Genomic DNA, 26,923 nt, shown 5'->3' on the forward strand with positions numbered 1-26,923 from the left:
GAAACAAGCAATTTCACAATCCAAGGGTGAACCCGGATACTGGCAACACTTCATCAACACCCAAGCAAAGGAAACCGCAAGATGCCGATCATCAACACCCAAATCAAACCGTTCAAGGCAACCGCATACCACAACGGCGATTTCGTGCCCGTGACCGAAGAGAACTTCAAGGGCAAGTGGTCCGTCGTCGTGTTCTACCCGGCCGACTTCACGTTCGTCTGCCCGACCGAGCTGGGCGACCTCGCCGACCGCTACGCGGAATTCCAGAAGCTGGGTGTCGAAATCTACGGCGTGTCGACCGATACGCACTTCACGCACAAGGCCTGGCACGACACGTCGGACACGATCGGCAAGATCAAGTACCCGATGATCGGCGACCCGACGCTCACGCTGTCGCGCAACTTCGACGTGCTGATCGAGGAAGAAGGGATGGCGCTGCGCGGCACGTTCGTGATCAATCCGGAAGGCGAGATCAAGCTGTGCGAAATCCACGACAACGGCATCGGCCGCGACGCCGGCGAACTGCTGCGCAAGGTGCAGGCTGCGCAATACATCGCGGCACACCCGGGTGAAGTGTGCCCAGCCAAGTGGACGCCGGGTGCGGAAACGCTGACCCCGTCGCTCGACCTGATCGGCAAGATCTAAGGGTCGCCCGGCGCGCCTCGCTCGAGGCGCCCAACGAGCACCCAGCCGGGCCGCCGCCTTGCGCGGCCCGCACCCTCCTCCGGCACGACGTGCCCGAGCAGCCAAATCAATACGGAATCCGAAACGCCATGCTCGACGCCAATCTCAAGAACCAACTGAAAGCGTACCTCGAAAAGATCACGCGCCCGATCGAACTCGTCGCATCGCTCGACGACAGCGCGAAATCGCAGGAACTGCTTGCGCTGCTGAACGAGATTGCGTCGCTGACGTCGCGCGTGACCGTGACCGAACGCCGCGACGATGCCGAGCGCAAGCCGTCGTTCTCGATCGGCGAACCCGGCAAACCGGCCGGCATCCGCTTCGCCGGCATCCCGATGGGCCATGAATTCACGTCGCTCGTGCTCGCGCTGCTGCAGACGGGCGGCCATCCGGTCAAGCTCGACGACGACGTGATCGAACAGATCCGCGCGCTCGACGGCGACTACGCGTTCGAGACGTATTTCTCGCTGTCGTGCCAGAACTGCCCGGAGGTCGTGCAGGCGCTGAACGTGATGTCGCTGATCAACCCGCGCATCCGCCACGTCGCGATCGACGGCGCGCTGTTCCAGAACGAAGTCGACGCACGCCAGATCATGGCCGTGCCCACGATGTTCCTGAACGGCGAATCGTTCGGCCAGGGCCGCAGCAGCGTGAAGGAAATCCTCGCGAAGCTCGACACGGGCGCGGGCGAGCGCGCCGCGAAGTCGCTCGAGAACAAGCCGGTATTCGACACGCTGATCGTCGGCGGCGGCCCGGCCGGTGCGGCCGCGGCAATCTACTCGGCGCGCAAGGGCATCGCGACGGGCGTCGTCGCCGAGCGTTTCGGCGGCCAGGTGCTCGACACGATGGCGATCGAGAACTTCGTGTCGGTGCAGGAAACCGAAGGGCCGAAGTTCGCCGCGGCGCTCGAGCAGCACGTGAAGCAGTACGACGTCGACATCATGGACGTGCAGCGCGCCGACGCGCTGATTCCGGGCGACGTGCATCAGATCCGCCTGGCGAACGGCGCGGTGCTGAAGGCGAAGACGATCGTCCTCGCGACCGGCGCGCGCTGGCGCGAAATCAACGTGCCGGGCGAGCGCGAATACCGCAACCGCGGAGTCGCGTACTGCCCGCACTGCGACGGCCCGCTGTTCAAGGGCAAGCGCGTCGCGGTGGTCGGCGGCGGCAACTCGGGCGTCGAGGCCGCGATCGACCTGGCCGGCATCGTGAAAGCCGTCACGCTGATCGAATTCGGTGCGCAACTGCGCGCGGACGAAGTGCTGCAGCGCAAGCTGCGCAGCCTGCCGAACGTGACGATCGTCACGCAGGCGCAGACGACCGAGCTGACCGGCGACGGCAGCAAGCTGAACGGGCTCGTCTACAAGGATCTGCGTTCGGGCGAAACGAAGCGCGTCGATCTCGAAGGGGTGTTCGTCCAGATCGGCCTCGTGCCGAACACCGAATGGCTGAAGGGCACGGTCGAACTGTCGAAGCACGGCGAGATCGTCGTCGATGCGCGCGGTGCGACGTCGGTGCCGGGCGTGTTTGCCGCCGGCGACGTGACGACGGTGCCGTTCAAGCAGATCGTGATCGCGGTGGGCGAAGGCGCGAAGGCATCGCTCGGCGCGTTCGATCACCTTATCCGGCAGGACGCGACGCCGGCTACGGCCGACGCGCAGCAGGTCGAAGAAGCGATCGCCGCGTAACGCGCGACGCACCGCACAGGTTCGTCTCTCTTGGCCCCGCATGCCCTGGTCGGCGTGCGGGGCTCTTTTTCATCCGGTGCGGAGCAGCACGGCGCGCGCGCTGCGGCGCCCTGCTCACTGGGTCGCGCCGGGCCCGGCGTTCGCCGGTGCAGGCGCCTTGATATTGCTCGACTGCCTGACCAGCTGGTCGGTCATCGCGGCAGCGACCGAATTCGCCCCCGCCGACGTGTGCTGCCGATCGCCGCTCGGCGTCGCCACGTATTGCGGCGCCGGCAACGACGGATCAAGCTTCGCCGATTCACGCACGAGCGCAGCGGTTTCCGGGGTTTCGGATTTCCTGGCGGACGGTGCTGCCGCGTGCCGCTCGAGCCCGTCGCGCTTGCGCGCGGCGTGCTGCGGAGGCTGATACGCCGCCTGCTGGCTCGGCCGGGCTGCCTGCGCGGCCTGGGCCGGCGGCGCCGATTGCGTCGATTGCGCCGGCTGGGCCGATTGCGCTGCTTGTACCGGCGCTTGTACCGGTTGCGCGGGCTTGGCCTTCGACGGGGTCGCATCCTCCGGCTCGACCGTCACGACGTGAACGGTCGGTGGCGGCGCACTGGGTTTCGCCGGTTTTGCCGGTTTCGCCGGTGCGGCGATGACCGGCGCGACGGCGGCGGAAGCCGGTGCCGCATTCGTACGCGCAGCGGCCGCGGCAGGCGGCGCTACCGCCGCTGGTTGCGGCACCGCCTGGTCCACATGCGCGGACGGGACGGCGACGGGCGCGGGCGGCGCGATCGTGCCTTGTGCGGTGTGACCGTCGTTCGCCGCGGTCACGGCGGTGGCAGGTGCTGCGGCATCGCCGATGCCGGCTTCCGCGATCGCGCGGTGGTCCGCACGCAGGAGCATCACGTAGCCGCTGCCTGCCGCGGCAACCAGCAGACCGCCGGCGATCATCAATGTCTTACGGGTACGAGTCATGCTTGCTCACCGATCCAAATCGACGTGAACAAGCCATGATACGCGTGCGTTCGCGCATGATCCCGCACGAATACAATTGGTTGCATTGACGTCGACCCCAAGAGCGCGGAGGCCGTATGATGCTGCGCGCCCTATCGTCTGACGGTTCGGCACCGTCTGCCTTTCGCCATCAGATGCAGAAGATCGCGACCGCGATCCCGCCGAACAGCGCCCACTTGACGACGTAGTACACGGTGCGATTCCACGCCTTCAGCCGCTTGCCGGCGCGGCGAATCGCATACAGGTACTTGAATGCATGATTGAGCCCGCCCGTGCGGTCGCCCGTTTCGTTCGGCGACGCGGCCGCGGGCATCAGCAGTTGCCCGAACGCATCGTTGATGCGCTGCGCCCAACGATATTTCATCGGGCGGTCGATGTCGCAGAACAGGATCACGCGATCGTGCGCGGTGCGATTCTCGGCCCAGTGCAGATAGGTCTCGTCGAACATCACGGCCTCGCCGTCGCGCCATGCATACGACTCGCCGTCGACGACGATCCGGCACGCGTCGTCGTTCGGCGTGTCCAGCCCGAGGTGGTAGCGCAGCGAGCCCGCATATGGATCGCGATGCAGGCCGAGCTTGCCGCCCGGCGGCAACTGCGCGAACATCGCGGCCTTGATCGACGGAATCCGCGACAGAATCTCGACCGTGCGCGGACACAGCGCCTGCGCGGACGGATGCGGCGCGTCGTACCACTTCAGATAGAAGCGCTTCCAGCCGTTGCGAAAGAACGAATTGAAGCCGATGTCGTTGTACTCGCCCGACGCCTTGATCCGGCTGGCATCGCGCAACGCGAGCGCCTCCTCGCGGAAGGTCCGCCATTCGCGCTGCAGCACGGCGAGTTCCGGAAAGTGCCGCGTGTCGAGAAACGGCGTGGTCGGCACCGACGAGAACGCGTAGGAAAAGCAGTTCAGCGGCGCGGTGAAGGTCGAGTGATCGGATAGTTGCCTGAACAACCTGTGCCGAACCTTGCCGCGCCGGTGCGTATGGACGACACACGCAATGAACACGATCAACAGGACCCAGCGCATCGATATTTCCCCCGTAAGTTGTTTTACGGAATTCTAGGTACGGGGAAAATTTCCTGCGCTGAAGCGCAGGCGGTGCGAGGTGCGTCGGCAAGACGCGCAGAGGATGCTGATCGAATCATCCCGGCACGCCGAAAAGCCCGTGCCGACGGGCTTTTCGGCGCAACCGGAATGCGCGCGCGGCATGCTGCCGACCCGCGCGCATGCGGCGATTATTCCGGAAACGGTAACTCAGTTTGTCCGTCAGCGCGCATACCGAACGTGTTGAGCGTCATCGCCACGAGCGCGTAATAGCCGAGCAGCGCGACGAGGTTCACCACGGTCTCGTGGCCGAATCGCGCCTGCGCGCGCGCGAACGTCGCGTCGCTCACGCGCCGCGTGTCGTACAGCTCGGTCGCGAACGCATGGATCAGCGCATCGTCGTCCGATTCGAATGCCGGCTCGACGCCACGGCGGATCGCTTCGGCCGTCGCGGCCGGCACGCCGGCATCGAGCGCGATCGGATGGTGGATGTGCCACTCGGCCTGCGAGCGCCAGCGCGCGGCCGTCACGAGAATCGCGAGTTCCGACAGCCGCAGCGGCAAACCCGTGCGATAGCGGCAGAACGCGCCGAGCCGCTGCGCGTGCTGCGCAAGCTCAGGGCTCGCGATCCAGCCGAGGAACGGCCCGTTCAGGTTGCCGCGCGGGCCGCTGAGAATGTCCGCGAGCACGGCCTTCTGCTCGTCGGTGGCCGATGCGGGATCGAAGGGAGGCAGTCTGTCAGTCATGGCGAGGGTTCGGTGAGGTCGTGATTCACGCGCCGGCCGACGCGAGCGCCGCGTCGATCGCGCCGGACAGCCGCTCGACGATCGTGTCGATCTGCTGCGCGGTGCAGACGAACGGCGGTGCGACCAGGATGTGATCGCCGTGCACGCCGTCGATCGTGCCGCCCATCGGATACACCATCAGGCCGCGCTGCATCGCCTCGCGCTTGACCGCCGCATGCAGCTTCAGCGCGGGATCGAACGTCGCCTTGCTGTCGCGATCGCGCACGAGCTCGACGCCGACGAACAGCCCGCGGCCGCGCACGTCGCCGACATGCGGATGCGCACCGTACTGCTCGCGCAGCGACGCCCGCAGTTGCTCGCCGCGCGCCTGCACGTTGTCGAGCAGCTTCTCTTCGGCGATCACGCGCTGCACTTCGAGCGCGGCCGCACAGGCGGTTGCGTGGCCGAGATACGTATGGCCGTGCTGGAAAAAGCCCGAGCCGTCGACGATCGTCCGGTAGATGCGATCGCTCACCAGTGTCGCGCCGATCGGCTGGTAACCCGCGCCGAGCCCTTTCGCGATCGTCAGCAGGTCGGGCGCGACTCCGTCTTCGTCGCATGCGAACAGGTAACCGGTACGCCCCATCCCCGACATGATTTCATCGAGAATCAGCAGCACGCCGTACTTGTCGCACACCGCGCGGATCTTCTTCAGGTAGGTACGCACCGGCGGCACCGCGCCGGCCGTCGCGCCGACCACCGTCTCCGCGACGAACGCCGCGACGTTTTCCGCGCCGAGTTCGACGATCTTCTGCTCCAGTTCGTCGGCCAGGCGCTGCGCATACGCTTCGTCGGTTTCTCCCGCCTGCTGGTCGCGATACGCATAGCACGGGCTCACGTGGTGCGCTTCGATCAGCAGCGGCAGGAACGGCTCGCGCCGCCATGCGTTGCCGCCGATCGCGAGTGCGCCGAGCGTGTTGCCGTGATAGCTCTGGCGGCGTGCGATGAAATGGCGGCGTTGCGGCTCGCCCTTTTCGACGAAATACTGGCGCGCAAGCTTCAATGCGGCTTCGACCGCCTCCGATCCGCCCGACACGAAATACACGTGTTCGAGGCCGGCCGGCGCGGCCTCGACGAGCCGGTCGGCCAGCTCCTCGGCCACCTCGGTCGTGAAGAACGACGTATGCGCATACGGCAGTTGCTGCGCCTGCCGCTTGATCGCATCGATCACGCGCTGGTTGCTGTGCCCGAGGCACGACACGGCCGCGCCGCCGCATGCGTCGATATAGCGTTTGCCGGTCGAATCGATGATCTCGATGCCGTCGCCTGCGACGGCGACGGGCAAGGTGGCGCGCGGAGCGCGATGGAAAACGGTCGTCATGCGTTGCCTCATGGTCAGGACGCGCGGGGCGCGTGCGCGGACGGCACGATGCGCGTCGCGAAGCGCTGCGTGCCGTGTTGATGAACGGTGAAGTCGATCGCGGTGTCGCGAATCGCGAACACGGCGGTCGCCAGCGTGTTTTCGTCGTCGGGATCGGCCGGATCGTCGCGATAGATCGGCAGCCCTTCCGGTGCGCGATCGCCGAGCACGCGCAGCAGCGCGGCTTCGTCGATCGCATCGATGGCCGGCGTCAGCGCATCGACGCGCCGCTGGCGATCGCCGGACGATTGCGTGACGATCTGCGCTTCTGCCTCGCAGCCCGGATGCACGAGATGATTCGCGTGGCCGCTGAGTTGCGAAACGTCGACGACCGAACAGCGCGCGACGCTCGCCTCGATGCTCAAGAGCCGCGTATCGCCGGTCGCGCCGAGCGTGTGGTGAAAGCCGCTCGCGCGCGCATGGGTGCGCAGCACGTCGGCGGCTGCGTCGAGCGACGTCGCATCGAGCACCGCACGCGCGAGGATCATCCGCGGCACGCCGGCCGCGGGCGTGCGGATCCGCAGGTTGTTGATCGCCTGCGCGATGCCCGCGCGGTTCGCGGCGAACGTGTGGCCCGGAAGCGAGCCCGGGTAATAGAAGCTGATGAAGCCCGGCTTGCCCTGCGGCTGCACGTCGACCAGCAGGCAACGCTCGCGCAGGTACGGATCGCCGTCCTCGTTGTGCGCGATCCAGCGCGTGCCGTGCGCGTCGCGCCCGGCGAGCGTCGTGCAGCCGTCCGGCGCGTTGTGGATCAGTTCGCCGCGGCAGTTCCACAGGAAGATGTCCTCCGCCGGCCAGCCGACGCCCGCCGCGATCCCGTCCAGTTCCGCGACGAGGTCGGGGTACGCGGCCAGCGCGGCCTGCCGCAGCGCGGCGACGAACGGATGGCCGCGCCAGCGGCGCACGGCCTGCCATGCGCTGCTCTGCTGCATGTACGCATCGAACACGGGGCGGGCAAGCTCGCCGAGACGCACGCCGATGTCGAATGGCGTGCCGGCGATGACGGGGGAAAGGGAAAGCGGCATGTCGGGCAATTCGGTTTCGTTCAGGACACGTGTTTCAGGAATTCCTTCAGGCGCGGTGTCGGCGGCCGGTCGATCAGGTCGACCGGATGGCCGTCCTCGGCGATGCCGCCCTGATCCATGAACAGGAGCCGCGTGCCGACCCGCTTCGCGAAGCCGATCTCGTGCGTGACGACGATCATCGTCATCCCTTCGGTTGCGAGATCCTGCATCACTTTCAGCACTTCGTGGCGCAATTCCGGATCGAGCGCCGACGTCGGCTCGTCGAACAGCATCAGCCGCGGCCGGATCGCGAGCGCACGCGCGATCGCGACACGCTGCTGCTGGCCGCCCGACAGCTCCGACGGGTAATGATTCGCGCGCGATTCGAGGCCCACCTTGTCGAGCAGCGCCATCGCCTGGTCGCGCGCGTCGGCGCGCGACGCGCCGCGCACCTGGATCGGCCCGAACATCACGTTCTCGAGCGCGGTCATCTGCGGAAACAGGTTGAACTGCTGGAACACCATGCCGGCCTCGAGCCGGATGTTGCGAATCGTCGACGCGTTGCCGCGCACGCTCTGGCCGTCGACCAGCAGCTCGCCGCCGGTGATTTTCTCGAGCGCGTTGATACAGCGCAACATCGTCGACTTGCCCGAGCCCGACGGACCGATCACGACCACGACTTCGCCCGCGTCGATCTTCAGGTCGATATGCTTGAGCACCGGCACATGGCCGAAGCTCTTCGACACGTTCTGGAATTCGATCATGCTCATAGGATCCTCATGCGCTTTTCGACGAGCCGCAGCGTCAGCGTCATCGCGCCGGTCAGCATCAGGTAGATGATGGCCACCGCGGTCCAGATTTCGACGGCCTGGAAATTGCCGGCAATGATTTCCTGTCCCTTGCGCGTCAGTTCGCCGACGCCGATCACGATGAACAGCGACGTGTCCTTCAGGCTCACGATGCACTGGTTGCCGAGCGGCGGAATCAGCCGGCGGAACGCGAGCGGCCCGACCACCTTCAGCAGCACGCGCGGCATCGACAGGCCCATCGCGAGCCCCGCTTCCGTCAGCCCCTTCGGGATCGACAGCAGCGCGCCGCGCACCACTTCCGCGAGATACGCGCCGGAATTCACCGTGATCGCGATGATCGCGGCCGTCAGGCCGTCGATGCGGATATGCGCGAGCAGCGGCAGCGCGAAGTACAGGAACATCACCTGCACGACGATCGGCGTACCGCGGATCAGTTCAATATAAACCTGTGCGAGCACGTTCATCGCCTTCGGTCCGTATGCGCGGAACATGCCCGCGATCATCCCGACGACGAACCCGCCCACCAGCCCGAAAAATGCGATGAACACCGTCAACCGGACCCCGTCCATCAGGTCCGGCAACGCCGCCCAGATCGCCGACCAATCGAAATTCACGTGTCGCTCCCCGTTCGATTCAAGACCGGCGCGGCCGCCCGGCCGCGCCCTGTTGCGCCGTCACGCTCACAGCTTCGGCGGCTCGGCGCCGAACCACTTCTTGTAGATCTGCGCGTAGCGGCCGTCGGACTTGATCTTCACGAGCGACGCGTTGACCTTCGGCACGAGCGGGCTGCCCTTCGGGAAGCCGATCCCGTACTTGTCGCCGCTCACCGGCTGGCCCGCGACCTTCACCTTGCCCTTGCCTTCGTTGTTCACGAAGAACAGCACGTTCGGCGTGTCGTGCATCGCCGCGTCGACGCGGCCGGCCTCGAGCGCGAGGTACGCCTGGTCGATGTTCGGGAACTGGCGGATCTCCTTCGGCTTCAGGTGCGCCTTGATCCAGTCGATCGTCGCGGTGCCCGTCTTCGCTGCGATCACCTTGCCGTTCAGGTCGTCGATCGACTTGATCGACGTGTTGTCGGCCTGCACCATCGCCGCGAGCCCGCTGTCGTAGTACGGCGCGGAGAAGTCGATCGCCTTCTTGCGCTCTTCCTTGATGGTCATCCCCGACAGCGCGACGTCGATGTTCTGCGTCTGCAGCGCCGGGATCAGGCCCGCGAAATCCATCGGCTGGATCGTGTATTTCCAGCCCTGGTCCTTCGCGATCTCCGCCCACAGGTCGAGATCGAAGCCGACGTACTTGTCGCCCTGCTTGAACTCGAACGGCATGAACGACGTATCGGTCCCGACGACGAGCGTCTTGGTATCCGCGTGCGCGATGCTGGCGCCGAGCGCGGCGACCACCGCGACGGCTTTCAGGAAGGAACGGCGACTCATGGCTTTTCTCCGCATGGTTGAGCGATGTAACCGGCCGGCTGGCCGGGGAACGACGACATCAAGCCGCACCGCAACATGCGATGTTGAATTAGACCTTAGTGCAACAAGTGTTGTCAACACGGATACTACGACAACAAAAAAACGCGCAACAAGTAATTGCATCGAGACAAACCCGCGCGGAACGGGCGGGATTGGTCAGAGGAAAAGGCGGGGGAATGACGGCGGGAGCGCGCGGCGGGCCCTGGACTCGGGGATGAGGCGGGCGAGCGGTATTTGCCGGCAACCGCCGCCGCTCAACGAACGGAATGAATCGCGAGCGGCAACGCCGCCCGGCATGACTTCAATGCGACATCCGTTACGCCGCCACCCCGCTCGCCTGATGCGAAACCAGCCGCGCATACGCACCCTGCCGCGCGATCAGCGCCGCATGCGTTCCCGCCTCGATGATCCTGCCGTGCTCGAGCACGAGGATCGTGTCCGCGTTGCGCACGGTCGACAGCCGGTGCGCGATGATGATCGACGTCCGCTGTGCCATCAGATCCTCCAGCGCCGCGCGGATCTGCTGCTCGCTGATCGTGTCGAGGTGGGACGTCGCTTCGTCGAGGATCAGCACCGGCGCATCCTTCAGGAACGCACGGGCGATCGCGACGCGCTGGCGCTGTCCGCCGGACAGCTGCACGCCGCGCTCGCCGACCCGCGTCTCGAGCCCGTCGGGCAGCCGCGCTACGAATGCGCCCAGCGCCGCGTGGTCGATCGCGCGCCGGACGTCCTCGTCCGATGCATCGTGCGCTGCGAGGCGGATGTTCGCCTCGAGCGTGTCGTTGAACAGATAGGTATCCTGCGCAACCAGCGCGATGTGCCGGCGCAGATCGTCGAGCCGCAGATCGCGCAGGTCGACGCCGCCGAGCGTCACGCGCCCGTGCTGCGGATCCCAGAAGCGCAGCAGCAGGCTCGCGACGGTCGACTTGCCGGCGCCCGATGCGCCCACCAGCGCGACCGTGCTGCCGGGCGGCACCTCGAAACTCACGCGATCGATCGCCGGCACGCCGCGGCCCGGGTACGTGAAGCCCGCGTCCTCGAACCGCACGGTCGCGTCGCCGGACAGCGCATGCGCGCCGTCGACGACCGTCACCGGCTCCTTCTCGAGCGCGCGCAAGCGCCGCGTCGATGCAATCGTGTCGGCCAGCTGCCGCGCGACCTGGCCGATCTCGGCCACCGGCATGAACGCGGCCACCGCGACCAGCACCAGCAGCGGCAACGCTTCGTGCGCGAACCAGCCGCGCGCGCACAGCAGCGCACCGAGCGCCGCGACGGCCAGCCCGCCGAGCCCGCTCGCGACTTCGAGCGCGGCGCTCTGCGCCGACAGATCGTCGAGCAGCTTCGCGCGCTGCTGCCGGTACGCGTCGGCTTGCGCGACGAACGCGGCACGCCGGCGCGCGAGTGCCTGGAACGCGGTCAGTTCCGCGAGCCCCTGGATCGTTTCGGTCAGGTGCGCGCCGAGCAGGCCGAGCGCCTCGCGTGCGCCGGTGCCGAGCCGGTCGACGTCGCGCCGCGCCAGCACGGGCGCCAGCCCGGCCCACAGCAGGAACGGCAGCAACACCAGCGCGAGCGGCCATGCGACCGACGCGAGCAGCACCAGCACGCCGGCCGGCACCAGCACCGCGACGAACGCCGGCGCGAGCGTATGCGCATAGAAGTATTCGACGGTCTCGACGTCCTGCGTCGCGAGCGCGACCAGATCGCCGGAACGGCGCCGCAGCAAACCGGCCGGCGCGAGCCGTTCGAGCGTCGCGAACAGCGCGATGCGCATCTCGGCGAGCAGCCGGTACGCGATGTCGTGCGCGAGCCACGATTCGAGCCAGTGCAGCACCGCCGCGACCGGCGCGACGACCAGCAGCGCCGCGACGAGCGCGCCGTTCGCGTGTCCGTCCGACACGCCGCCGACCACCCGCGCACCGATCACGCCGACGCCGATGAACGCGAGCACGCGGCCGATCCCGAACAGCACGGTCAACACGACCTTGCCCTTCCACGGACCGACGAAGCGCAGCAGCGCGCGCAACGTTTCGGGCCAGCCGATCGTCGCCGCGTCGTCGTTCAGCGGCCTGACCTGCGGGCCCGATGCAGCACGCGCGCCCGCGCCGCCGGCCATCGCGGCCGTGCCGACGGCTTCGGCGGCTGCCTCCAGCTGCGGCCCCATCAGCTGGCGATACGGGCCGTCGCGCGCGATCAGTTCCGCGTGCGTGCCCGCGTCGACCACCCGCCCCTGGTCGAGCACCAGGATGCGATCGGCGCCGATCACGCTGGACAGCCGGTGCGCGAGCACGAGCGTCGTGCGCCCGCGCGTGAGCCGGTCGAGCGCTTGCTGGATCAGCGCTTCGTTCTCCGCATCGACCGACGACAGCGCCTCGTCGAGCAGCAGGATCGGCGCATCGCGCAACAGTGCGCGCGCGATCGCGATCCGCTGGCGCTGGCCGCCCGACAGCATCAGCCCGCGTTCGCCGATGCGCGTCGCATAGCCGTCGGGCAGCGCCGAGATGAAATCGTGCGCGTTGGCGGCTCGCGCGGCCGCGATCATGTCCGCGTCGCTCGCGTCGGGACGGCCGAGCCGCAGGTTGTCGGCGACGCTGCCGTCGAACAGCGTCGCGTCCTGCGCGACCACCGCGATCATCTCGCGCACCTGATCGGCGTCGAGCGTGCGCACGTCGTGCCCGCCGATGCGGATCGTGCCGCCCTGCGCATCGTGCTGGCGCAGCAGCAGGCGCACGATGGTCGACTTGCCCGCGCCGCTCGGGCCGACGATCGCGACCGTCTCGCCTTCGCGCACCGTGAAGCCCAGCGCCGCATGCGCATCCGCGCGACGCCCCGGATACGCGAAGCTGACGCCGTCGAACACGATCTCCGGCCGCAGGTGCGGCACGCGCGGCGCCGCGGCGGCCGGCGTGTCGCTGCCCGCATCGAGCAGCGCGTGAATCGCGTTCGCCGCCGACTGGCCGATCATCCCCTGGTGCAGCACGCCGCGCAGGTCGCGCAGCGGCCGGAAGATTTCGCTGCCGGCCATCAGCACGATCAGCAGCGCCTCGAGGCTCATGTCGCCGTGGCGCACGCGCCATGCGCCGACCGCGATCGCCGCCGCCGCGCCGAGGCCGGTGCCGAGATCGGTGAAGAGCCGCGTCAGCAGCCCGAGCGCGAGCACCCAGAACGTGCTGTCGGACAATGCGCGCGCCTTCGCCGCCAGCTTCGCGCCGAACGCGCCGCTCTGCCCGAACGCCTTCAGCGTCGGCAGGCCCTGCACCGCGTCGAGAAACTCCTCGCCGAACGCCTTGAACGCGGCCGAGCGGGCGAGCGCCGCGCGCCGGTCGGCGCGATGCACGAGTTGCGGCAGCGCGAGCGTGACGAGCGCCGCAACCAGCAGGATCGCGGCCGTCGGCACGTCCCACCATGCGAGCACCGCGAAGATCATCACCGGCGCGCACGCGGCGATCACGAGCTGCGGCAGGTAGACGCCGAAGAAGGTCTGCAGCTGTTCGACGCCGTCGACGACGGCCAGCATCACGCCGCCCGTGCGCTCGCCGCTGAACCATGCGGGGCCGAGCGCCGCGATCCGGTCGAACAGCCGCGCGCGCAGCGTGGACTGTACGCGCCCGGCCGTGTGCTGCGCGAGCACCGCGCGACGATGGTCGAGCCATGCGCGCAGCAGCACGCAGGCCGCGGTTGCAACGACGGTTTCGGCGATATCGCGCGCCGGCGCGCCGGCAAAGACGAGCGCGAGCACACGGCCGAGAAACACGAACCGCAGGATGCCGACACCCATCGCGAGCAGCCCGAGCGCGACCGCGGCGGCGACCCGCCAGCGCAATCCCGCCATCATCGCCCATAGTCGTCGGTCGAAATACATGAAGCCCTCCGGTCGGTTTTTCGTTGCGATTCGATTGACCGGACCAAGGCTACCCGCACCCCCGACGCGCGGCAAAAGATGATTTTTCAACGGGTGTTGAGTCAACTACAATACCCCGCATGTCGCACCTCCCTCCCCTCAGCGCGCTGCGTGCTTTCGAGGCGGCCGTCCGCCTCGGCGGGTTCGCGCGCGCGGCGGCCGAGCTGAACGTGTCGACGAGCGCGATCAGTCACCAGATCCGCGCGCTCGAGGAATCGCTGGGTACCCGCCTGCTCGAACGCAGCACGGGGCTCGGCGGCATCGGCCTCACGCAAGCGGGCGCCCGCCTGCTGCCGGCCGTCAGCGATGCGCTGTCGAAGCTGACCGACGCGTGCGCCGAGATTCGCGGCACCACCGCGCAACGGCTGACGGTGTCCGCCAACGCGCCGTTTTCGTCGATGTGGCTCGCGCGCCGTCTCGCGGAATTTTCGTCGCTTCATCCCGACACGCCGCTGCATGCCATCGTGGTCGACGACGAACCGGATTTCGCGCGCAGCGGCGTCGATCTCGCGATCGTGCACGTGCCCGCGCACCGGCTGCGCGCCGACGACGACATCCTGATGCGGGAAACCGTGTTTCCGGTGTGCAGCCCCGAGCTGTTCCCGTACGCATCCGGGTACGTGTGCCGCTCGCGGCTGCTGCAGGAGATGCACGAGGACAGCCCCGAGATCGACTGGCGCAACTGGGCCGTGCACTTCGGCCTGCCGGACGACTTCGAGACGAAGATCGTCCGTTACAGCAGTTTCAGCCAGGTGATCGGCGCGGCGGTGGGCGGCGCGGGCATCGCGCTCGGCCGTGTGCCGCTGATCGAGCCCGAACTGCGCAGCGGCCGCCTGGTGCCGCTGGTGCCGGGCCTCGAGCGCGATGCGTCGTGGCGCTTCGTGCTGCGCCGCAATCCGTCGGCACGGCACCGGCTGCTCGATCCGTTGATCGCGTTCCTGCGCCGCGAAGCCGATGCCCCGCCGCTCCAGCGCGCGAAGATCGTTGCACCCGCATCCAACGACAGTCACGCGCGCGACGCGGGCGGTGCGTAGCGCGCCCGCATCCGGATGCTGGCGCGCGTGTCGGCAGTCCGTTGCGGCGTCACGGCTTCGCGAAGAACAGCACATCGATCAATGACAGGGGCACGCAGCGCTTGGCACTGCGCCGCGCCGTTCGCGCACCGGTTTTCTGGAGGGGAGACTCGGCAAGGCAGGCTGGCGAAGGCCGTGTCGACATGGGTCCGGCACAAAAAATTCCACCAAATCGCCGACAAATACGTTAATTAAAACTGGTCGAACACCAATAAGATAGCGCTCAACACTGGCTGGGTGCGCAACGCACCGGCCGCTGACCCGCGCCCCCGCGCGCGTACCGAACGACTTTCGACCCGAGCCCGTCCATGCCCCGTCCCATCGTCGCCCATATCCGTCCCGACGCCGTCCGCCACAACCTCGACTTCATCCGCCGCACCGCCGCGCAATCGCGCGTATGGGCCGTGATCAAGGCCAACGCCTACGGTCACGGGATCGAGCGGATCTACCCGGGCCTCGCGGCCGCCGACGGCATCGCGCTGCTCGATCTCGACGAAGCCGTGCGTGTGCGGGAACTCGGCTGGGACAAGCCGGTGCTGCTGCTCGAAGGCATCTTCGAGCCGGCCGACGTCGAACTGGCCGATCGTTACCGGCTGACGGTGGCCGTGCACTGCGACGCGCAGCTCGACCTGCTGATCGCCGCGAAGCCTCGGCAACCGATCGACATCCAGCTGAAGATGAACTCCGGGATGAACCGGCTCGGCTACCGGCCCCACGCATTCCGTGCCGCGTGGGAGCGCGCCGCGGCCGCGCCGTCGATCGGCAAGATCACGCTGATGATGCATTTCGCAAACGCCGACGAAGGCGAAGTCGACTGGCAGCTCGAGCAGTTCGATGCGGCCACCGCCGGGATTCCGGGCGAGCGCTCGACATCGAATTCGGCGGCCGTGCTGTGGCATCCGCGCGCGCATCGCGACTGGGTTCGGCCTGGCACGATCCTGTATGGCGCGTCGCCGACCGGCGCGTCGCGGCACATCGCCGACACGCCGCTGATGGCCGCGATGACGCTGACCAGCAAGATCATCGGCGTGCAGACGCTCGCGCCGGAAGAAACGGTCGGCTACGGCCGCCGCTTCACCGCCGACCAGCCGATGCGGATCGGCGTCGTCGCGTGCGGCTATGCGGACGGCTATCCGCGCCACGCGCCGACCGGCACGCCGATCGCGGTGGACGGCGTGATGACGCGCGTCGTCGGCCGCGTGTCGATGGACATGCTGACCGTCGATCTGACGCCGTGCCCGGACGCGGGCATCGGCTCGAGCGTCGAGCTGTGGGGCGATCAGGTGAAGGTCGACGACGTCGCGGAAGCCAGCGGCACGATCGGCTACGAGCTGATGTGCGCGCTCGCGCGCCGCGTGCCGGTCGTGGTCGTGCCGTCCGACGCGTCGACGGTGCAGCCGGCGCCGCGCACGGGCAGCTACGGGCGATAACCGGGGCGCGGATGCGGCGGCACGCTCGCGGGTCGCTGCGCATCCGGACGCTCGGAATCCGCTTGCGGGCCGCGTCGGGCGGTCCGCTTGTTTTGTGCGGTCTGCTTTTGCGGTCTGCTTTTGCCGCATGTAACGACGGCGAAGCACAGGCGGGACGCAGCGCGCAACCGGTCCACGGGCGCCACACACTACGAACTACGAACTACTCACGCCACGTCGGCTTGCGCTTCTCCAGGAACGCATCGATCCCCTCGCCGGCGTCCTCTTCCATCATGTTGCGTGCCATCACGTCGCCCGCAAAAGCGTATGCGTCGTCGAGCGGCAGTTCTCGCTGCCGGTAGAACATCTGCTTGCCGTAGCGCACCGCCGCCGGGCTCTTCGCGACTATCTCCGCGACCTTGCGCGCGACGGCCGCGTCGAGCGCATCCTCGGGCACGGCCTCGTTGACGAGCCCCCACGCGGCGGCCGTCGCCGCATCGATGAAACGCCCGGTGACGAGCATGTCGAACGCGCGCTTCGCCGACACGTTGCGGCTCAACGCAACGGCGGGCGTCGAACAGAACAGCCCGACATTGATGCCCGACACCGCGAAGCGCGCGGTGTCGGCCGCCACGGCGAGGTCGCACGCGGCGACGAGCTGGCAGCCGGCCGCCGTCGCGATGCCCTGCACGCGCGCGATCACCGGCACCCGCAGCGCGCGCATCGCGAGCATCACGCGGCTGCATTGCGCGAACAGTGTGCGGTAATAATCGAGTTCGGGCTTGCCGCGCATCTGCCGCAGGTCGTGGCCCGCGCAGAATGCCTTGCCCTGCGCGGCGAGCACGACACAGCGCACGTGCGGATCGGCGGCCAGCGAATCGAACGCGTCCTGCAGGCTCGCCAGCATCGCCTCCGACAACGCGTTGAACTGTTGCGGCCGGTTCAGCCGCAGCGTGACGACGCCGTCGTGGGCCTCGCGCAGCAGGATCGGCTCGGCTGTCTCGTGAATGGGTTCCATGATGCTCCGCTCGATGGGGTTCGATCGGACGCGAACCGGCGGCACGGGCAACACGCGTCCGGATTCGCGATCGACATGATCACGAATCGTCCTCCAGTTTGCGCGCGACGTCCAGCGAAGCGGACGAACCACCGGCGCAGCAGACGTTCGCGGGAATCGGGCGGCGCGCCACTCGCGTGCGTGGTCAGGGCCGCGTGCAGGAGCGCACATCGCGAATTTCGCCCGTCGCGCCGCCCGGAATGCAGATCGCTCCGCCCTGCGCGTACCCGGCATGCTCGCCTGCGAACGTCCCGTTGCAACCGGCGACGCAGCGGTCGCGCGTTCCGGACCGCAACGTTGAACGCTCGAGCGGTATCGGGCCCGCTCCCGCCGAATATCGGCTCAGCCCGCGAGCTTCTTCAGCGCGTCGAGCACCGCATCGCCCTTGAACGGCTTCACGATCCAGCCCTTCACGCCGGCGGCCTTGCCGCGCTCCTTCATCGCCGGGCTGCTTTCGGTCGTCAGCATCACCACGTTGACCGACGTGTTCGCCAGCTCGCCGCGGATCTTCTCGACCATCGTCAGGCCATCCATGTTCGGCATGTTCACGTCGCTGATCACGAGACGCACGCCGGGTGTCGCCTTGAGCTTCGCGAGCCCGTCCTTGCCGTCCACCGCCGTCGCGACGTCGAGCCCGTGATTGCGCAGGAAACCCGCGACTTCGTCGCGCACCGTGCCCGAATCGTCGACCACCAGAATCTTTGCCATGCCGTCTTCCCCTTTCGTCGTTGCCGACTTCAACATTCAAAACAGTTCGAGTTCGCCCGCTTCCACCATTGGCCCCACGTCCTGCACGGATTCGCGGAAATCCTCCGGCGACCAGCTCAGGCTGAACACGAAACGCTGGTCGAGCCGCACCGACCGCCCCGATGCGGGGTCGGTCATCCGGTACTTGAAACAGAGCTGCGGACAGTCGCCGCCGAACGAAATGAACTTCTGCTTGTGATTGACGACGAGCGGCACCTGCACCGGATGGCGCGCAAGGGCCTCCGCGTCGCCGAGATAGCGGTTCTTGAACGCGCCCCACACGAGGTTGGTCAGCTCGCCGAGCACGCTGTTCACGTCGCGGAAATCGGGTGCCCGGCCGTCGTCGCGCGTGCCGCCGATCATGTCGAGCAGCGGCTGCTCGCTCGTCTGCAGCAGCATGTAGCCGCGGCACCATGCGCTTTCCAGCGCGATCAGGCTGAACACCTCGCCGAAGATGATCTGGTCGCGCACGATGCACGGCGTGTCGCGCTCGATCGTCATGCCCGGGAACAGGCTGTCGAGCCGCGCCTCGGTGATCTCCGCGATGCCGCGCACCAGTGCGTTCGGGTAGTCGCGGCCGAACAGGTACTCGTCGATCGCGCGCTTGAGCGGCGTCAGGTCGTCGGCGACGTAGGCCGCGCACGCGACGCGTGCGAGCGCATCGGGCAGCCCGTCGCGCGACGCGTCCCCTGCATTCGACATGCGGCGCAGGATGATCGGCAGCTCGGGGCGCAGCGCATCGATCTGCGTCGCGACGATCGCGCTTTCGTCCGGCGAGCCGCCGTAGTCCTCGGCGAGCAGGATCGCGCCGAGATCGATGTTCGAGCGCAGCACCTTCAGCAGCCGGTTGCGCCGCACGGTCAGGCCGACCAGGTTGTGCTCGTCGCAGAAGCGCTTGAGCGTCGCCGCATGCGCGCGGCTGTCGTCGAGCACGAGCACCTTGCTGACGGGTTGGTCTACGGTCATGTCGCGGAGTCCTCGCAATCGGTCAAAACAGTTCGAGCTCGCCGCCCGTGTCCACGCTCGCCGCTTCCGACACGTGGAAATCGACCGGCGCGTTCGCGCACACGCACAGCGTCGCGCCGATCCGCACGTCGCCGTCGAGCGTCACGTCGTACGCGGCCACGTGGCCGGGATTCAGCGCCTGCAGGTAGTCGATGCTCGCGCCGCTCAGCAGGTAAGGCGTCGACATCCCGAGATCGGGGAACGGCACGGTCAGCGCCTGGTTGATCGCGCCGCAGCACAGGTTCGCGACTTCCATGAACGCTTCGGGCAGCGGCCGCTGCGCGCTCGCGCCGGGCGCCGCCGCAGCGAAATGGCGGCGCGTCGGTTCGTCGTCCCGAAAACGCAGCGCGAGCAGCAGCCGGAAATGCAGCGCCGAGATCGTCAGCACTGCGACGTGTTCCGCGATCTTCGGCATCGCGCGCGAATTCGTGCGGGATGGGTCATGTGACGCACCATGTGCGTCGTCGGCAGCCGGCCGGATCTCGCACGCGCCGCCGGACGCGAGCCGCGTGCGCGCCGCATCGAAGAAGATCCGCTCGAAACCGGCGCGGGCCTGCGCGCTGATCACGCCGCCGCTCCTTCGAGCCGCGCATGCAGCTGCCCCGCCAGCGTCTCGACCGTCGCGAGCGCCGCCGTGATCATCTTGCCGCCGGCCTGGATGTCCTGGAACGTCGCGGCCGTCACGAGATCGTTGCGGTTCAGGCTGTCGCGATAGCTGTTCGACAGTTGCTGCGAGCGCGCGGCAAGCCCGCGCACCTCGCTCGCGACGATCGAGAAGCCGCGTCCCGCGGCGCCCGCGCGCGCGGCCTCGATCGATGCGTTAAGCGAGACGATCGACACATGTGCGACGATCGCCGACAGCTCCTGGTTCTTCGTGCGCATGTCCTGGTTCTGCGTGGTCAGCGAGATCATCTGCTCGTGCCAGCGCTCGAACGTGCCGGCCAGCCCGCGCAGGCGCGCGGCCTCTTCGGCGAGCTTCGCCGCGTGCTGCGACAGCGCGGCGCGCTCGGCCGCGAGCGCCTGCAGCGCGTCGCGCTGCTCGCCGGTGCCGGCCGCCTCGCGCGCCCGCGTTTCCTCGAGTTCCGTTTCGCGGCGCGTCCATGCCTGTGCGGCTTCCGCATGTGCGGCCGCGGCTTCGTCGGCCCGCGCATCGGCCGCGCCGAGCGCGGCGCGCAACGCGTCCGCTTCGCGCGTCAGCGCGGCAACGTGCCGCGCGCGTGCGATGCGCCACGCGAACGCGGCGATCGCCGCGACCACGAGGCCGCCCGCCAGCGCGGCACCGATCGGGATCATCCACGCTTGCACGATCACTCCGTTGCGTCGACGTTCACGGCGTGCACCGGCTGCCCGATTTCGCGCACCGCAGCGTTGGCCACGCCGTTGACCGCACCGTCCGCCGCGAAACGCGCCGGCAGCGACACGATCGTCTCGAACGCGCGATACGACGCGCCGACGCGATCGTCGGTAAAGCGCAGCGCGATATCGCCGCCGTCGCGCTTCAGGAAGTTGCGCACCGCGTCCATCCCGACGCCGCGCCCCGATACCTCGGTCACCGCGCGCGCGGTCGAGAAGCCCGGGCGGAAGATCAGTTCGGCCACGGCTTCGTCGGTCAACCCGGCTTCGTTGCCGGCGTCGATCCAGCCGCGCTCGCGCGCGATCCCGCGAATCCGGTCGAGCGCGAGGCCACGGCCGTCGTCGGCGAGCACGAAGCGCAGTGCCTCGCCGTCGACGTCGACCGCGATGTCGATCTTGCCGGCCGGCGCCTTGCCGGCCGCGCGACGCTCGTCGGACGTTTCGATGCCGTGGTCGATCGCGTTGCGCAGCAGGTGCATGAACACGTTCGTCAGCGTCGCGCCGATCTCGCTGCGCACGCGATGGCAGTTGCTGTCGATATGCACGACGGGCGCCGGCTTGCCGAGTTCGGCCGCGAGCGACGGCAGCGATTCGATCACGCCGCCCAGCGCATCGCCAATGCCCTGCGTGCCGAACTGGCTCAACAGGCGGCGCACCGAATCGCGCGCCGCGTGCCAGTCGCCCGCGTTCGCCGGGTCGGCGCCGTCGAGCATGCGCAGGCTCTCGCTGATATGCGCGCGCTCGACCATCAGGTAGTCGGCGCCGCCATGCTGCGCCGCCTCGCCGTGGCGGCCGAGCGTGACCGCGTTGATCGTCGCGTAGCGGTCGACCGCCTCGCGCACGCGGGCGAGGTCGTCCATCAGCGCATCGCGGTTCCACTCGGGGCCGCCGTCGGCGCGGCGCAGCGATTCGTACGCCTGCTCCGCTTCGTGCACGATGTTGGTCAGGTGCTGCAGGCTGTACGTGCGCGCATTGCCCTTGATCGTGTGCATGTTGCGAAACAGCGCCGCGACGATCGAGTGATCCGCGCGTTCGTGCTGGCGGATCATCCGCTCGTTCTCGCTGAGGAAACCCTTCGCGCTGTGCACGAAGTCGTGGAACTTGTCCTGGCTGATCGACAGGATCTCGCCGATCATCTCGAGGCGGCGCTGCTGCTCGCCGGCCTGCGCGGTCAGCTCGCGGATCTCCGTCACGTCGCGCACGCACAGCATCAGCCGCACGACCGTGTCGGTCTCGTCGGTGATCGCCGACCAGCTCAGGTCGAGCCATTTCTCGCGGCCGTCCCGCATCCGCTTCGCGACTTCGTTGACGAGCAGGTGCTCGTTGAACTCGAAGTTCATGCTGTCCTCGCCGAGGCACGCATGCACGGCCGCGTCGACCTGCGAGCGCGCGTCGGAACCGATGCCCGAATCGTCGAATACGAGTGCCATCAGGTCGCGGCCGGCGATGTCGTGCGTTTCGAAGATGGTTTCGAGGTAAGCCGAATACTCCGCATGCACGACCCCGCCTTCGACGACGGTCAGGATCCCCTGCTGCATGTTCTGCAGCATCGCCTGGATGTCGGCCGTCTTCTGCTTCAGTTGCGCGGCGTTCTCCTGGATCTTCTCGATCATCCCGTTGAACGCGACGATCGAATGGCCGATCTCGTCCATCCGGCCCACCGGCACGCGGCGCGTGAAGTCCTGGCTCGTCGCGATCTCGCTCATCGCCGTCTGCATCCCGATCAGCGGACGCGTGATCTGGCGATACAGCACGAAGCCGAGCGCGGTCAGCAGCACGACCACCGTGCCCGCCACCCCCGCGATCGCGGTGGCCGTCGTCGCGAGCATGCCGTTCAGCGCACGGATCGCATCGTCCTTCTGGCGGTTCTTCTCGACGCGCAGCGTGTCGACGATGCTTTCGAGTTCGTCGCGATACTGCGCGACGTTCGCGAACAGGTACGCCTGCGCCATCTCGGGCTTGCCGTCGGTCTTCATCTTCACGGTGTCGTCGATCGCGGCGAAGTAGTTCGCGGCGCTGTCCTTCGCCTGCGCGACGAGGCCTTCCTGCGCGCGGCCGACCGCCGATTTCGCCTGGGCGTCGAGCGCGGCGCGCAGCGCACCCTGCTTCGCCTTCAGTTCGTCGCGCGCCTGCGCGGCGGTGTTCGCGTCGGGCGCGTACACCAGCGTCATCGTCGCGATCTGGATGTTCTTCACGTCGGCGACGAGATCCGCCGACGCGAGCGCGCTCGGCACGATTCCCTGGGTAACCTGACGCACCTCGGACGCGCTCTTGCGCGTCTGGTACACGGCGTACACGCCGATCGCGGACAACGCGAAAAACGTCAGGACGACTAGCAGCGTAATGCGATGACGGATGGTCATGAGTACAGCTCCCCGCAGCGATCCGGCTTCGATCGCGCTCTGGCCTATTGAAAGAATGTGAGCGGCGAATTATCGGGGATGGTGTATGACCGTCCGATGACTAAAAATCAATCGGCCGTTGAGGAAATCGCAATGATTAATTGCGACGGGAAAATCCTAAAGTTTTCCGTGAATGGGCCGTTAACCCCGGCGCCTCGAGGCTCTGGCACGCTTGCCGTGCAGCCCGGAATGATCACATCCGGAAATTTATTCTTCGATTATCGATTCGGCAATTCAATCCGGTCGAATACCGGTGAAACGTTTGCGCATTATCCGTGAATCGAATCGCTCGCGCAGTCATTCACGCGCGATAACGGAGATCATGCGCGAGCCGGACCGGCCGACCGCATCATTGCCGCTCACGGATCGAGCGCACCGCCCGACCAGCCTGCCGACGGCCGCGACCCGGTCAGCTTCAACGCGACGTCGCCCTGCGCGACCAGCCGCTCGCGATTGCGCGTGACGATGCGCCCGGCTTGCGGCGCCACCAGCACGTGCTCGCTGCCGGGCACGCCCGGCAGCGCGACGATCCGCGCGATGCGCTCGCCGGCCTCGACCGTCGCGCCGAGTTCGCGTTCGTACACGAGCACGCCCGACACCGGCGCGAGCACGGTTTCCATGTGCGCGATCGGCACGGCGTCGCCATGCCAGTCGCGCACGCCGGCCGGTTCCGCGATCACGCCGCGGCCGCGCAGGAACGCAAGGATGCCGTCGGCATCGCGTTCGGCGAGCGTGTCGGACACGTCGGATTGGCCGCGTAGTTCGATCGTCGCGACGAGTCGCTCGCGCAAACCGCCGTTGCGCGCCCAGTGCGCGGCAATCGCGCCTTCGAACGCGCCGTCGTCGTCCTCGTCCCACAGGATCGCGACGTCCACGCCGAGCGCGGCCGCGAGATCGCGGCCGGCCGGCCACAGATCGCGATGCAGGTATACGTACGGCAGCGCCTCGGAATCGGTGTGCAGATCGAGCACGATGTCGGCGTCGCACGCGGCGTCGAACACCGTGCGCTGCCACGCGGCGAACGTCGTCGCGGGCCGGCGCGCCGCAGCCGATTCGTGAAAGTGCCGGTTGAAATTGCGGTGCGTCGCGTCGTGGAAGCGGCCGAGCAGCCGCCCTTGCCGGAACTGCGCGAGCCCGAGCGGATTCGCCTGCGGCACGACCGTCACCGTGCCGCGCAGCGCGCCGCGATCGTGGGCCGCACAAAGTTGCGGCAGCAACCGGTGCAGCACGAGCATGCCGGCGATCTCGTCCGCATGCACGCCGGCCTGCAGGTGTACGCGCGGCCCGTCGCCGCCCGACAGCCGCCACGCGCGGATCGCGAGCGGCTGGCCGCCGTCGCCCGGCACCTGCCACGTCAGCGTTTCGACCATCGTCGTTCCTCCTTCCGGTTCCGGATATGCATCACGACGCCGCGCGCGCGTTCCCGCCGAGGCTCGCGACAAATGCCGCGATGCGCTCGCACGCGTCGGTGAGCTTCGCATCGTCGACGACGAAGCCGAAGCGCACGAAACCCGACGCCGTTTCGCCGAACGCGCTCGCATCGAGCAGCGCGACCTGCTTTGCGCGGAACAGCCCCCACGTGAAAGCGTGCGCATCCAGCCCCGTGCCGCGCACGTCGACCATCATGAACATCCCGGCTTCCGGCAGCAGGCAGCGCAGCCCCGGCACGTCGCGCAGGCGCGCGTACGCGAGGTCACGGCGGCGCCGATACAGCTCGCGCATGTCGGCGACGATCGCGGCCTTGTTGTCGAGCGCGGTGACGGCCGCCTGCTGGACGAAGCCGGGCAGTCCGTACAGCATGCACAGCGCGAGCCGTTCCGCATGCTCGATCAGTTCGGTCGGGCCGATCGCCCAGCCGACCCGCCAGCCCGGCATCGCATGCGATTTCGACAGGCTGCCGATCGTCACCGTGCGCTCGGCCATCCCCGGGAGCGACGCGATGCTGACCATGTCGCGCTCGAACGTCAGCTCCGCGTAGACCTCGTCGGACACGACCCACAGGTCGCGCTCGCATGCGAGCCGCGCGATCCGTTCGAGATCGGCGCGCGGCATCACGACGCCGGTCGGATTGCACGGCGTCGCGAAGAAGATCGCCTTCGTACGCGGCGTCACGGCCGCTGCGAGCGCGTCGACGTCGAGATGAAAACCGCGAGCCGCATCGACCGGCACCGGCACGAGCGTCGCGCCCGACGCGCGCACGCTGGCTTCGTACGTGAGGTACATCGGCTCCGGCACGAGCACCTCGTCGCCGGCCTCGCACAGGCACAGCGCCATCGCGAACAGCGCGTTCTGCGCGCCGGCCGTCACGATCACGTGCTCGGCGCCGACCGCCTGCCCGCACGCCTTCGCATGCTCGCGCGCGATCGCCGCGCGCAGCTCGGCGCGCCCACGCACTTCGCTGTAGTGCGTATCGCCGCCGCGCAGCGCGGTCACCGCGCGTTCGACGATCACGTCGGGGGTCGGGAAATCCGGATCGCCGACGCTCAGCACGATCGCCGGCTCGCCCGCCGCGACGGCCGCCTGCGCCGCGTAATGAATGTCCCAGGCGGTCGTGCGCTTGCCCTGCAGGCGCTCGACCAGCTTCGAATAGTTCATGTGTTCTCCGTCGCGCGGCGCCCGCCCGGCCGCCGCGCCATCAAGGGTTCGTTCAACGCGGCATGCGCACCGGCACACGCCGCTCGAGCCGGCCGAACGCGCGCTCGATCGCGAACGCGAGCACGACGTAGATCACCGCGATCGCCAGCAGCGGCTCGTAGGTCCGCAAGGTCTGCGCGCGGATGTAGTTCGCGGCGCCGAGCACGTCCATCACCGCGACCGTCGACGCGAGCGCGGTCGATTTCAGCAGCATCACCGTTTCGCCCGCGAGCGTCGGCAGCAGGATCTGGATCGCGCGCGGCAGCCACACGCGCCGCGCGATCATCGACGGGCGCATCCCCATCGCGCGCGCGGCCTCGATCTCGCCCTTCGGCACACCGCGCAGCCCGGCGCGCAGCACTTCGCCGACGTACGCGCCGACGCTGATCACCAGCGCGAACGCGACATACCAGAAGCCGTCGCGCAGGAACGGCCACAGCACGCTGTCGCGCAGCGCGGGCCAGCCGGCGAACAGCGAGCCGACGCCATAGTAGATCAGGTAGATCTGCACGAGCAGCGGCGTGCCGCGGATCACTTCGGTGAACGCCTTGCTCACGCGCGCGACGACTGCATTGCCCGACAGCCGCGCGAACGCGACGGCGATCGCGAGTCCGAAGCCGAATACGGCCGACACGACGAGCAGCTTGACGGTGGTCAGCACGCCGAGCAGCAGCAGCGACCCGTAGGAAGACAGTACGCTCAGATCCATGACATTGATCCGGTTCGGTCGAAAGATGCGTGGAAAGGCGGGACGTGGGTCACGATGCCGGCATCCAGCGGCCGAAGCGCCGCTCGATCTCGCGAAACAGCATGCCCGACAGCGACGTGATCGCGAAATACACGGCCGCGACCATCAGGTAGTAGTGCAGGTACTCGCGCGTCGAACCGGCCGCCTGCTTCGCGGTGTAGAGCAGCTCGCTGTAGCCGACCACGCTGATCAGCGCGCTGTCCTTCACGAGGATCAGCCACAGGTTCGTGAAGCCGGCCAGTGCATACGGTGCCATCGCGGGCAGCGTCACGCGGCGGAACACGAGCGCCGGCGGCGCGCCGAACGCGCGCGCGGCTTCGATCTGCCCGTACGGGATCGCGAGGATCGCACCGCGGATGATCTCGGCCGCATACGCGCCCTGCACGATGCCGAGCACGATCACCGCGGCCGCGAAGCCGTTGACCGCGACCGGCCCGACGCCGATCGCCGTCATCAGCAGGTTGATCGCGTCGGTGCCCGCGTAGTAGAGCAGCAGGATCAGCAGCAGCTCGGGCACCGCGCGGCACAGCGTCGTGTAGCCCTGTGCGAGCCGCTCGAACGCGCGCACGCCGGACAGCTTCGCGACCGCGCCCAGGAGCCCGAGCACGATGCCGACGACGAACGCGCCGAGCGAAATCTCGAGCGTCACGCCCGCGCCCTGCAGCAGCGCGACGCCCCAGCCGTCCGGGTCCATGCCCAGGTAGCTCACCCATCCCCAACCGTCCATGCCGCCTCCTCCGTCCGTGCGTGG

At 68.2% G+C, this 26,923-nt stretch carries 23 protein-coding genes; 4 read left to right on the plus strand and 19 right to left on the minus strand.

The window, feature by feature from the left end:
- The first annotated feature begins 81 nt into the window (after positions 1 to 81).
- Both ahpC and ahpF read left to right on the plus strand, forming a co-directional pair.
- On the plus strand, positions 82 to 645 hold the full coding sequence (gene ahpC / locus DIE02_RS26675) for an alkyl hydroperoxide reductase subunit C (protein WP_006750178.1): 564 nt from the start codon (positions 82 to 84) through the stop codon (positions 643 to 645).
- Positions 646 to 773: 128 nt separating this feature from the next.
- Positions 774 to 2,372 carry an alkyl hydroperoxide reductase subunit F gene (gene ahpF / locus DIE02_RS26680; protein ID WP_124488838.1) on the plus strand — a complete coding sequence of 533 codons (1,599 nt, stop codon included), beginning with the start codon at positions 774 to 776 and terminating at the stop codon, positions 2,370 to 2,372.
- 114 nt (positions 2,373 to 2,486) lie between these two features.
- Here ahpF and DIE02_RS26685 read toward each other — a convergent pair whose 3' ends face one another.
- The 9 genes from DIE02_RS26685 to DIE02_RS26725 form a co-directional block, all read right to left on the minus strand.
- Positions 2,487 to 3,329: an extensin gene (locus DIE02_RS26685; RefSeq protein WP_124488839.1), complete on the minus strand. Its 843-nt coding sequence runs from the start codon at positions 3,327 to 3,329 to the stop codon at positions 2,487 to 2,489.
- A 169-nt stretch (positions 3,330 to 3,498) separates the two neighbouring features.
- On the minus strand, positions 3,499 to 4,398 hold the full coding sequence (lpxO, locus tag DIE02_RS26690; RefSeq protein WP_124488840.1) for a lipid A hydroxylase LpxO: 900 nt from the start codon (positions 4,396 to 4,398) through the stop codon (positions 3,499 to 3,501).
- A 209-nt stretch (positions 4,399 to 4,607) separates the two neighbouring features.
- A complete protein-coding gene (locus DIE02_RS26695; RefSeq protein WP_124488841.1) occupies positions 4,608 to 5,162 on the minus strand; it encodes a carboxymuconolactone decarboxylase family protein in 555 nt (184 codons plus the stop codon).
- A 25-nt stretch (positions 5,163 to 5,187) separates the two neighbouring features.
- On the minus strand, positions 5,188 to 6,522 hold the full coding sequence (locus tag DIE02_RS26700; protein WP_124488842.1) for an aspartate aminotransferase family protein: 1,335 nt from the start codon (positions 6,520 to 6,522) through the stop codon (positions 5,188 to 5,190).
- Positions 6,523 to 6,536: 14 nt separating this feature from the next.
- Positions 6,537 to 7,586 (minus strand): C45 family peptidase, encoded by a 1,050-nt coding sequence (locus tag DIE02_RS26705; RefSeq protein WP_124488843.1) that lies wholly within the window; start codon positions 7,584 to 7,586, stop codon positions 6,537 to 6,539.
- A gap of 20 nt (positions 7,587 to 7,606) precedes the next feature.
- A complete protein-coding gene (gene glnQ / locus DIE02_RS26710; RefSeq protein ID WP_014899691.1) occupies positions 7,607 to 8,335 on the minus strand; it encodes a glutamine ABC transporter ATP-binding protein GlnQ in 729 nt (242 codons plus the stop codon).
- Complete coding sequence (gene glnP / locus DIE02_RS26715) at positions 8,332 to 8,988, minus strand: glutamine ABC transporter permease GlnP (RefSeq protein ID WP_044843947.1); 657 nt, start codon at positions 8,986 to 8,988, stop codon at positions 8,332 to 8,334. The genes glnQ and glnP overlap by 4 nt, the downstream gene beginning before the upstream one ends.
- A gap of 66 nt (positions 8,989 to 9,054) precedes the next feature.
- Positions 9,055 to 9,807, minus strand: a complete 753-nt coding sequence (gene glnH / locus DIE02_RS26720; RefSeq protein WP_044843946.1) for a glutamine ABC transporter substrate-binding protein GlnH — start codon at positions 9,805 to 9,807, stop codon at positions 9,055 to 9,057.
- 355 nt (positions 9,808 to 10,162) lie between these two features.
- A complete protein-coding gene (locus DIE02_RS26725; RefSeq protein WP_124488845.1) occupies positions 10,163 to 13,705 on the minus strand; it encodes an ABC transporter ATP-binding protein in 3,543 nt (1,180 codons plus the stop codon).
- Between the two features lie 119 nt (positions 13,706 to 13,824).
- On the opposite strand from DIE02_RS26725, the gene DIE02_RS26730 reads away from it, so the two are divergent.
- Complete coding sequence (locus tag DIE02_RS26730) at positions 13,825 to 14,778, plus strand: LysR family transcriptional regulator (RefSeq protein ID WP_124488846.1); 954 nt, start codon at positions 13,825 to 13,827, stop codon at positions 14,776 to 14,778.
- Between the two features lie 347 nt (positions 14,779 to 15,125).
- The gene (gene alr / locus DIE02_RS26735; RefSeq protein WP_124488847.1) at positions 15,126 to 16,247 is read left to right on the plus strand and encodes an alanine racemase; all 1,122 of its coding nucleotides are present in this window, start codon (positions 15,126 to 15,128) and stop codon (positions 16,245 to 16,247) included.
- A 202-nt stretch (positions 16,248 to 16,449) separates the two neighbouring features.
- Here the strand turns inward: alr and DIE02_RS26740 are convergent, their stop codons facing one another.
- The 10 genes from DIE02_RS26740 to DIE02_RS26785 all read right to left on the minus strand — a co-directional run bounded on the left by DIE02_RS26740 (position 16,450) and on the right by DIE02_RS26785 (position 26,899).
- A complete protein-coding gene (locus DIE02_RS26740) occupies positions 16,450 to 17,244 on the minus strand; it encodes an enoyl-CoA hydratase (RefSeq protein WP_124488848.1) in 795 nt (264 codons plus the stop codon).
- Between the two features lie 381 nt (positions 17,245 to 17,625).
- Positions 17,626 to 17,991, minus strand: a complete 366-nt coding sequence (locus DIE02_RS26745) for a response regulator (protein ID WP_006765703.1) — start codon at positions 17,989 to 17,991, stop codon at positions 17,626 to 17,628.
- 36 nt (positions 17,992 to 18,027) lie between these two features.
- Complete coding sequence (locus DIE02_RS26750) at positions 18,028 to 18,996, minus strand: chemotaxis protein CheX (protein WP_044843940.1); 969 nt, start codon at positions 18,994 to 18,996, stop codon at positions 18,028 to 18,030.
- A gap of 22 nt (positions 18,997 to 19,018) precedes the next feature.
- The gene (locus tag DIE02_RS26755; RefSeq protein ID WP_124488849.1) at positions 19,019 to 19,603 is read right to left on the minus strand and encodes a hypothetical protein; all 585 of its coding nucleotides are present in this window, start codon (positions 19,601 to 19,603) and stop codon (positions 19,019 to 19,021) included.
- Positions 19,600 to 20,340, minus strand: a complete 741-nt coding sequence (locus DIE02_RS26760) for a methyl-accepting chemotaxis protein (protein ID WP_124488850.1) — start codon at positions 20,338 to 20,340, stop codon at positions 19,600 to 19,602. Before DIE02_RS26760 ends, DIE02_RS26755 begins: the two co-directional genes overlap by 4 nt.
- A 2-nt stretch (positions 20,341 to 20,342) precedes the next feature.
- Positions 20,343 to 22,751, minus strand: coding sequence for an ATP-binding protein (locus DIE02_RS26765; RefSeq protein WP_124488851.1), 2,409 nt, complete (start codon positions 22,749 to 22,751; stop codon positions 20,343 to 20,345).
- Positions 22,752 to 23,149: 398 nt separating this feature from the next.
- The gene (locus tag DIE02_RS26770; RefSeq protein WP_124488852.1) at positions 23,150 to 24,160 is read right to left on the minus strand and encodes a succinylglutamate desuccinylase/aspartoacylase family protein; all 1,011 of its coding nucleotides are present in this window, start codon (positions 24,158 to 24,160) and stop codon (positions 23,150 to 23,152) included.
- A 31-nt stretch (positions 24,161 to 24,191) separates the two neighbouring features.
- Entirely contained in the window at positions 24,192 to 25,385 is a 1,194-nt protein-coding gene (locus DIE02_RS26775; RefSeq protein WP_124488853.1) for a pyridoxal phosphate-dependent aminotransferase, read from the minus strand.
- Positions 25,386 to 25,437: 52 nt separating this feature from the next.
- The gene (locus DIE02_RS26780; protein ID WP_044843935.1) at positions 25,438 to 26,133 is read right to left on the minus strand and encodes an ABC transporter permease; all 696 of its coding nucleotides are present in this window, start codon (positions 26,131 to 26,133) and stop codon (positions 25,438 to 25,440) included.
- Positions 26,134 to 26,182: 49 nt separating this feature from the next.
- Complete coding sequence (locus tag DIE02_RS26785) at positions 26,183 to 26,899, minus strand: ABC transporter permease (RefSeq protein WP_044843934.1); 717 nt, start codon at positions 26,897 to 26,899, stop codon at positions 26,183 to 26,185.
- Positions 26,900 to 26,923 lie beyond the last annotated feature (24 nt).

It is taken from the genome of Burkholderia sp. Bp8991 (assembly GCF_003853795.1).
Taxonomy (GTDB): domain Bacteria; phylum Pseudomonadota; class Gammaproteobacteria; order Burkholderiales; family Burkholderiaceae; genus Burkholderia.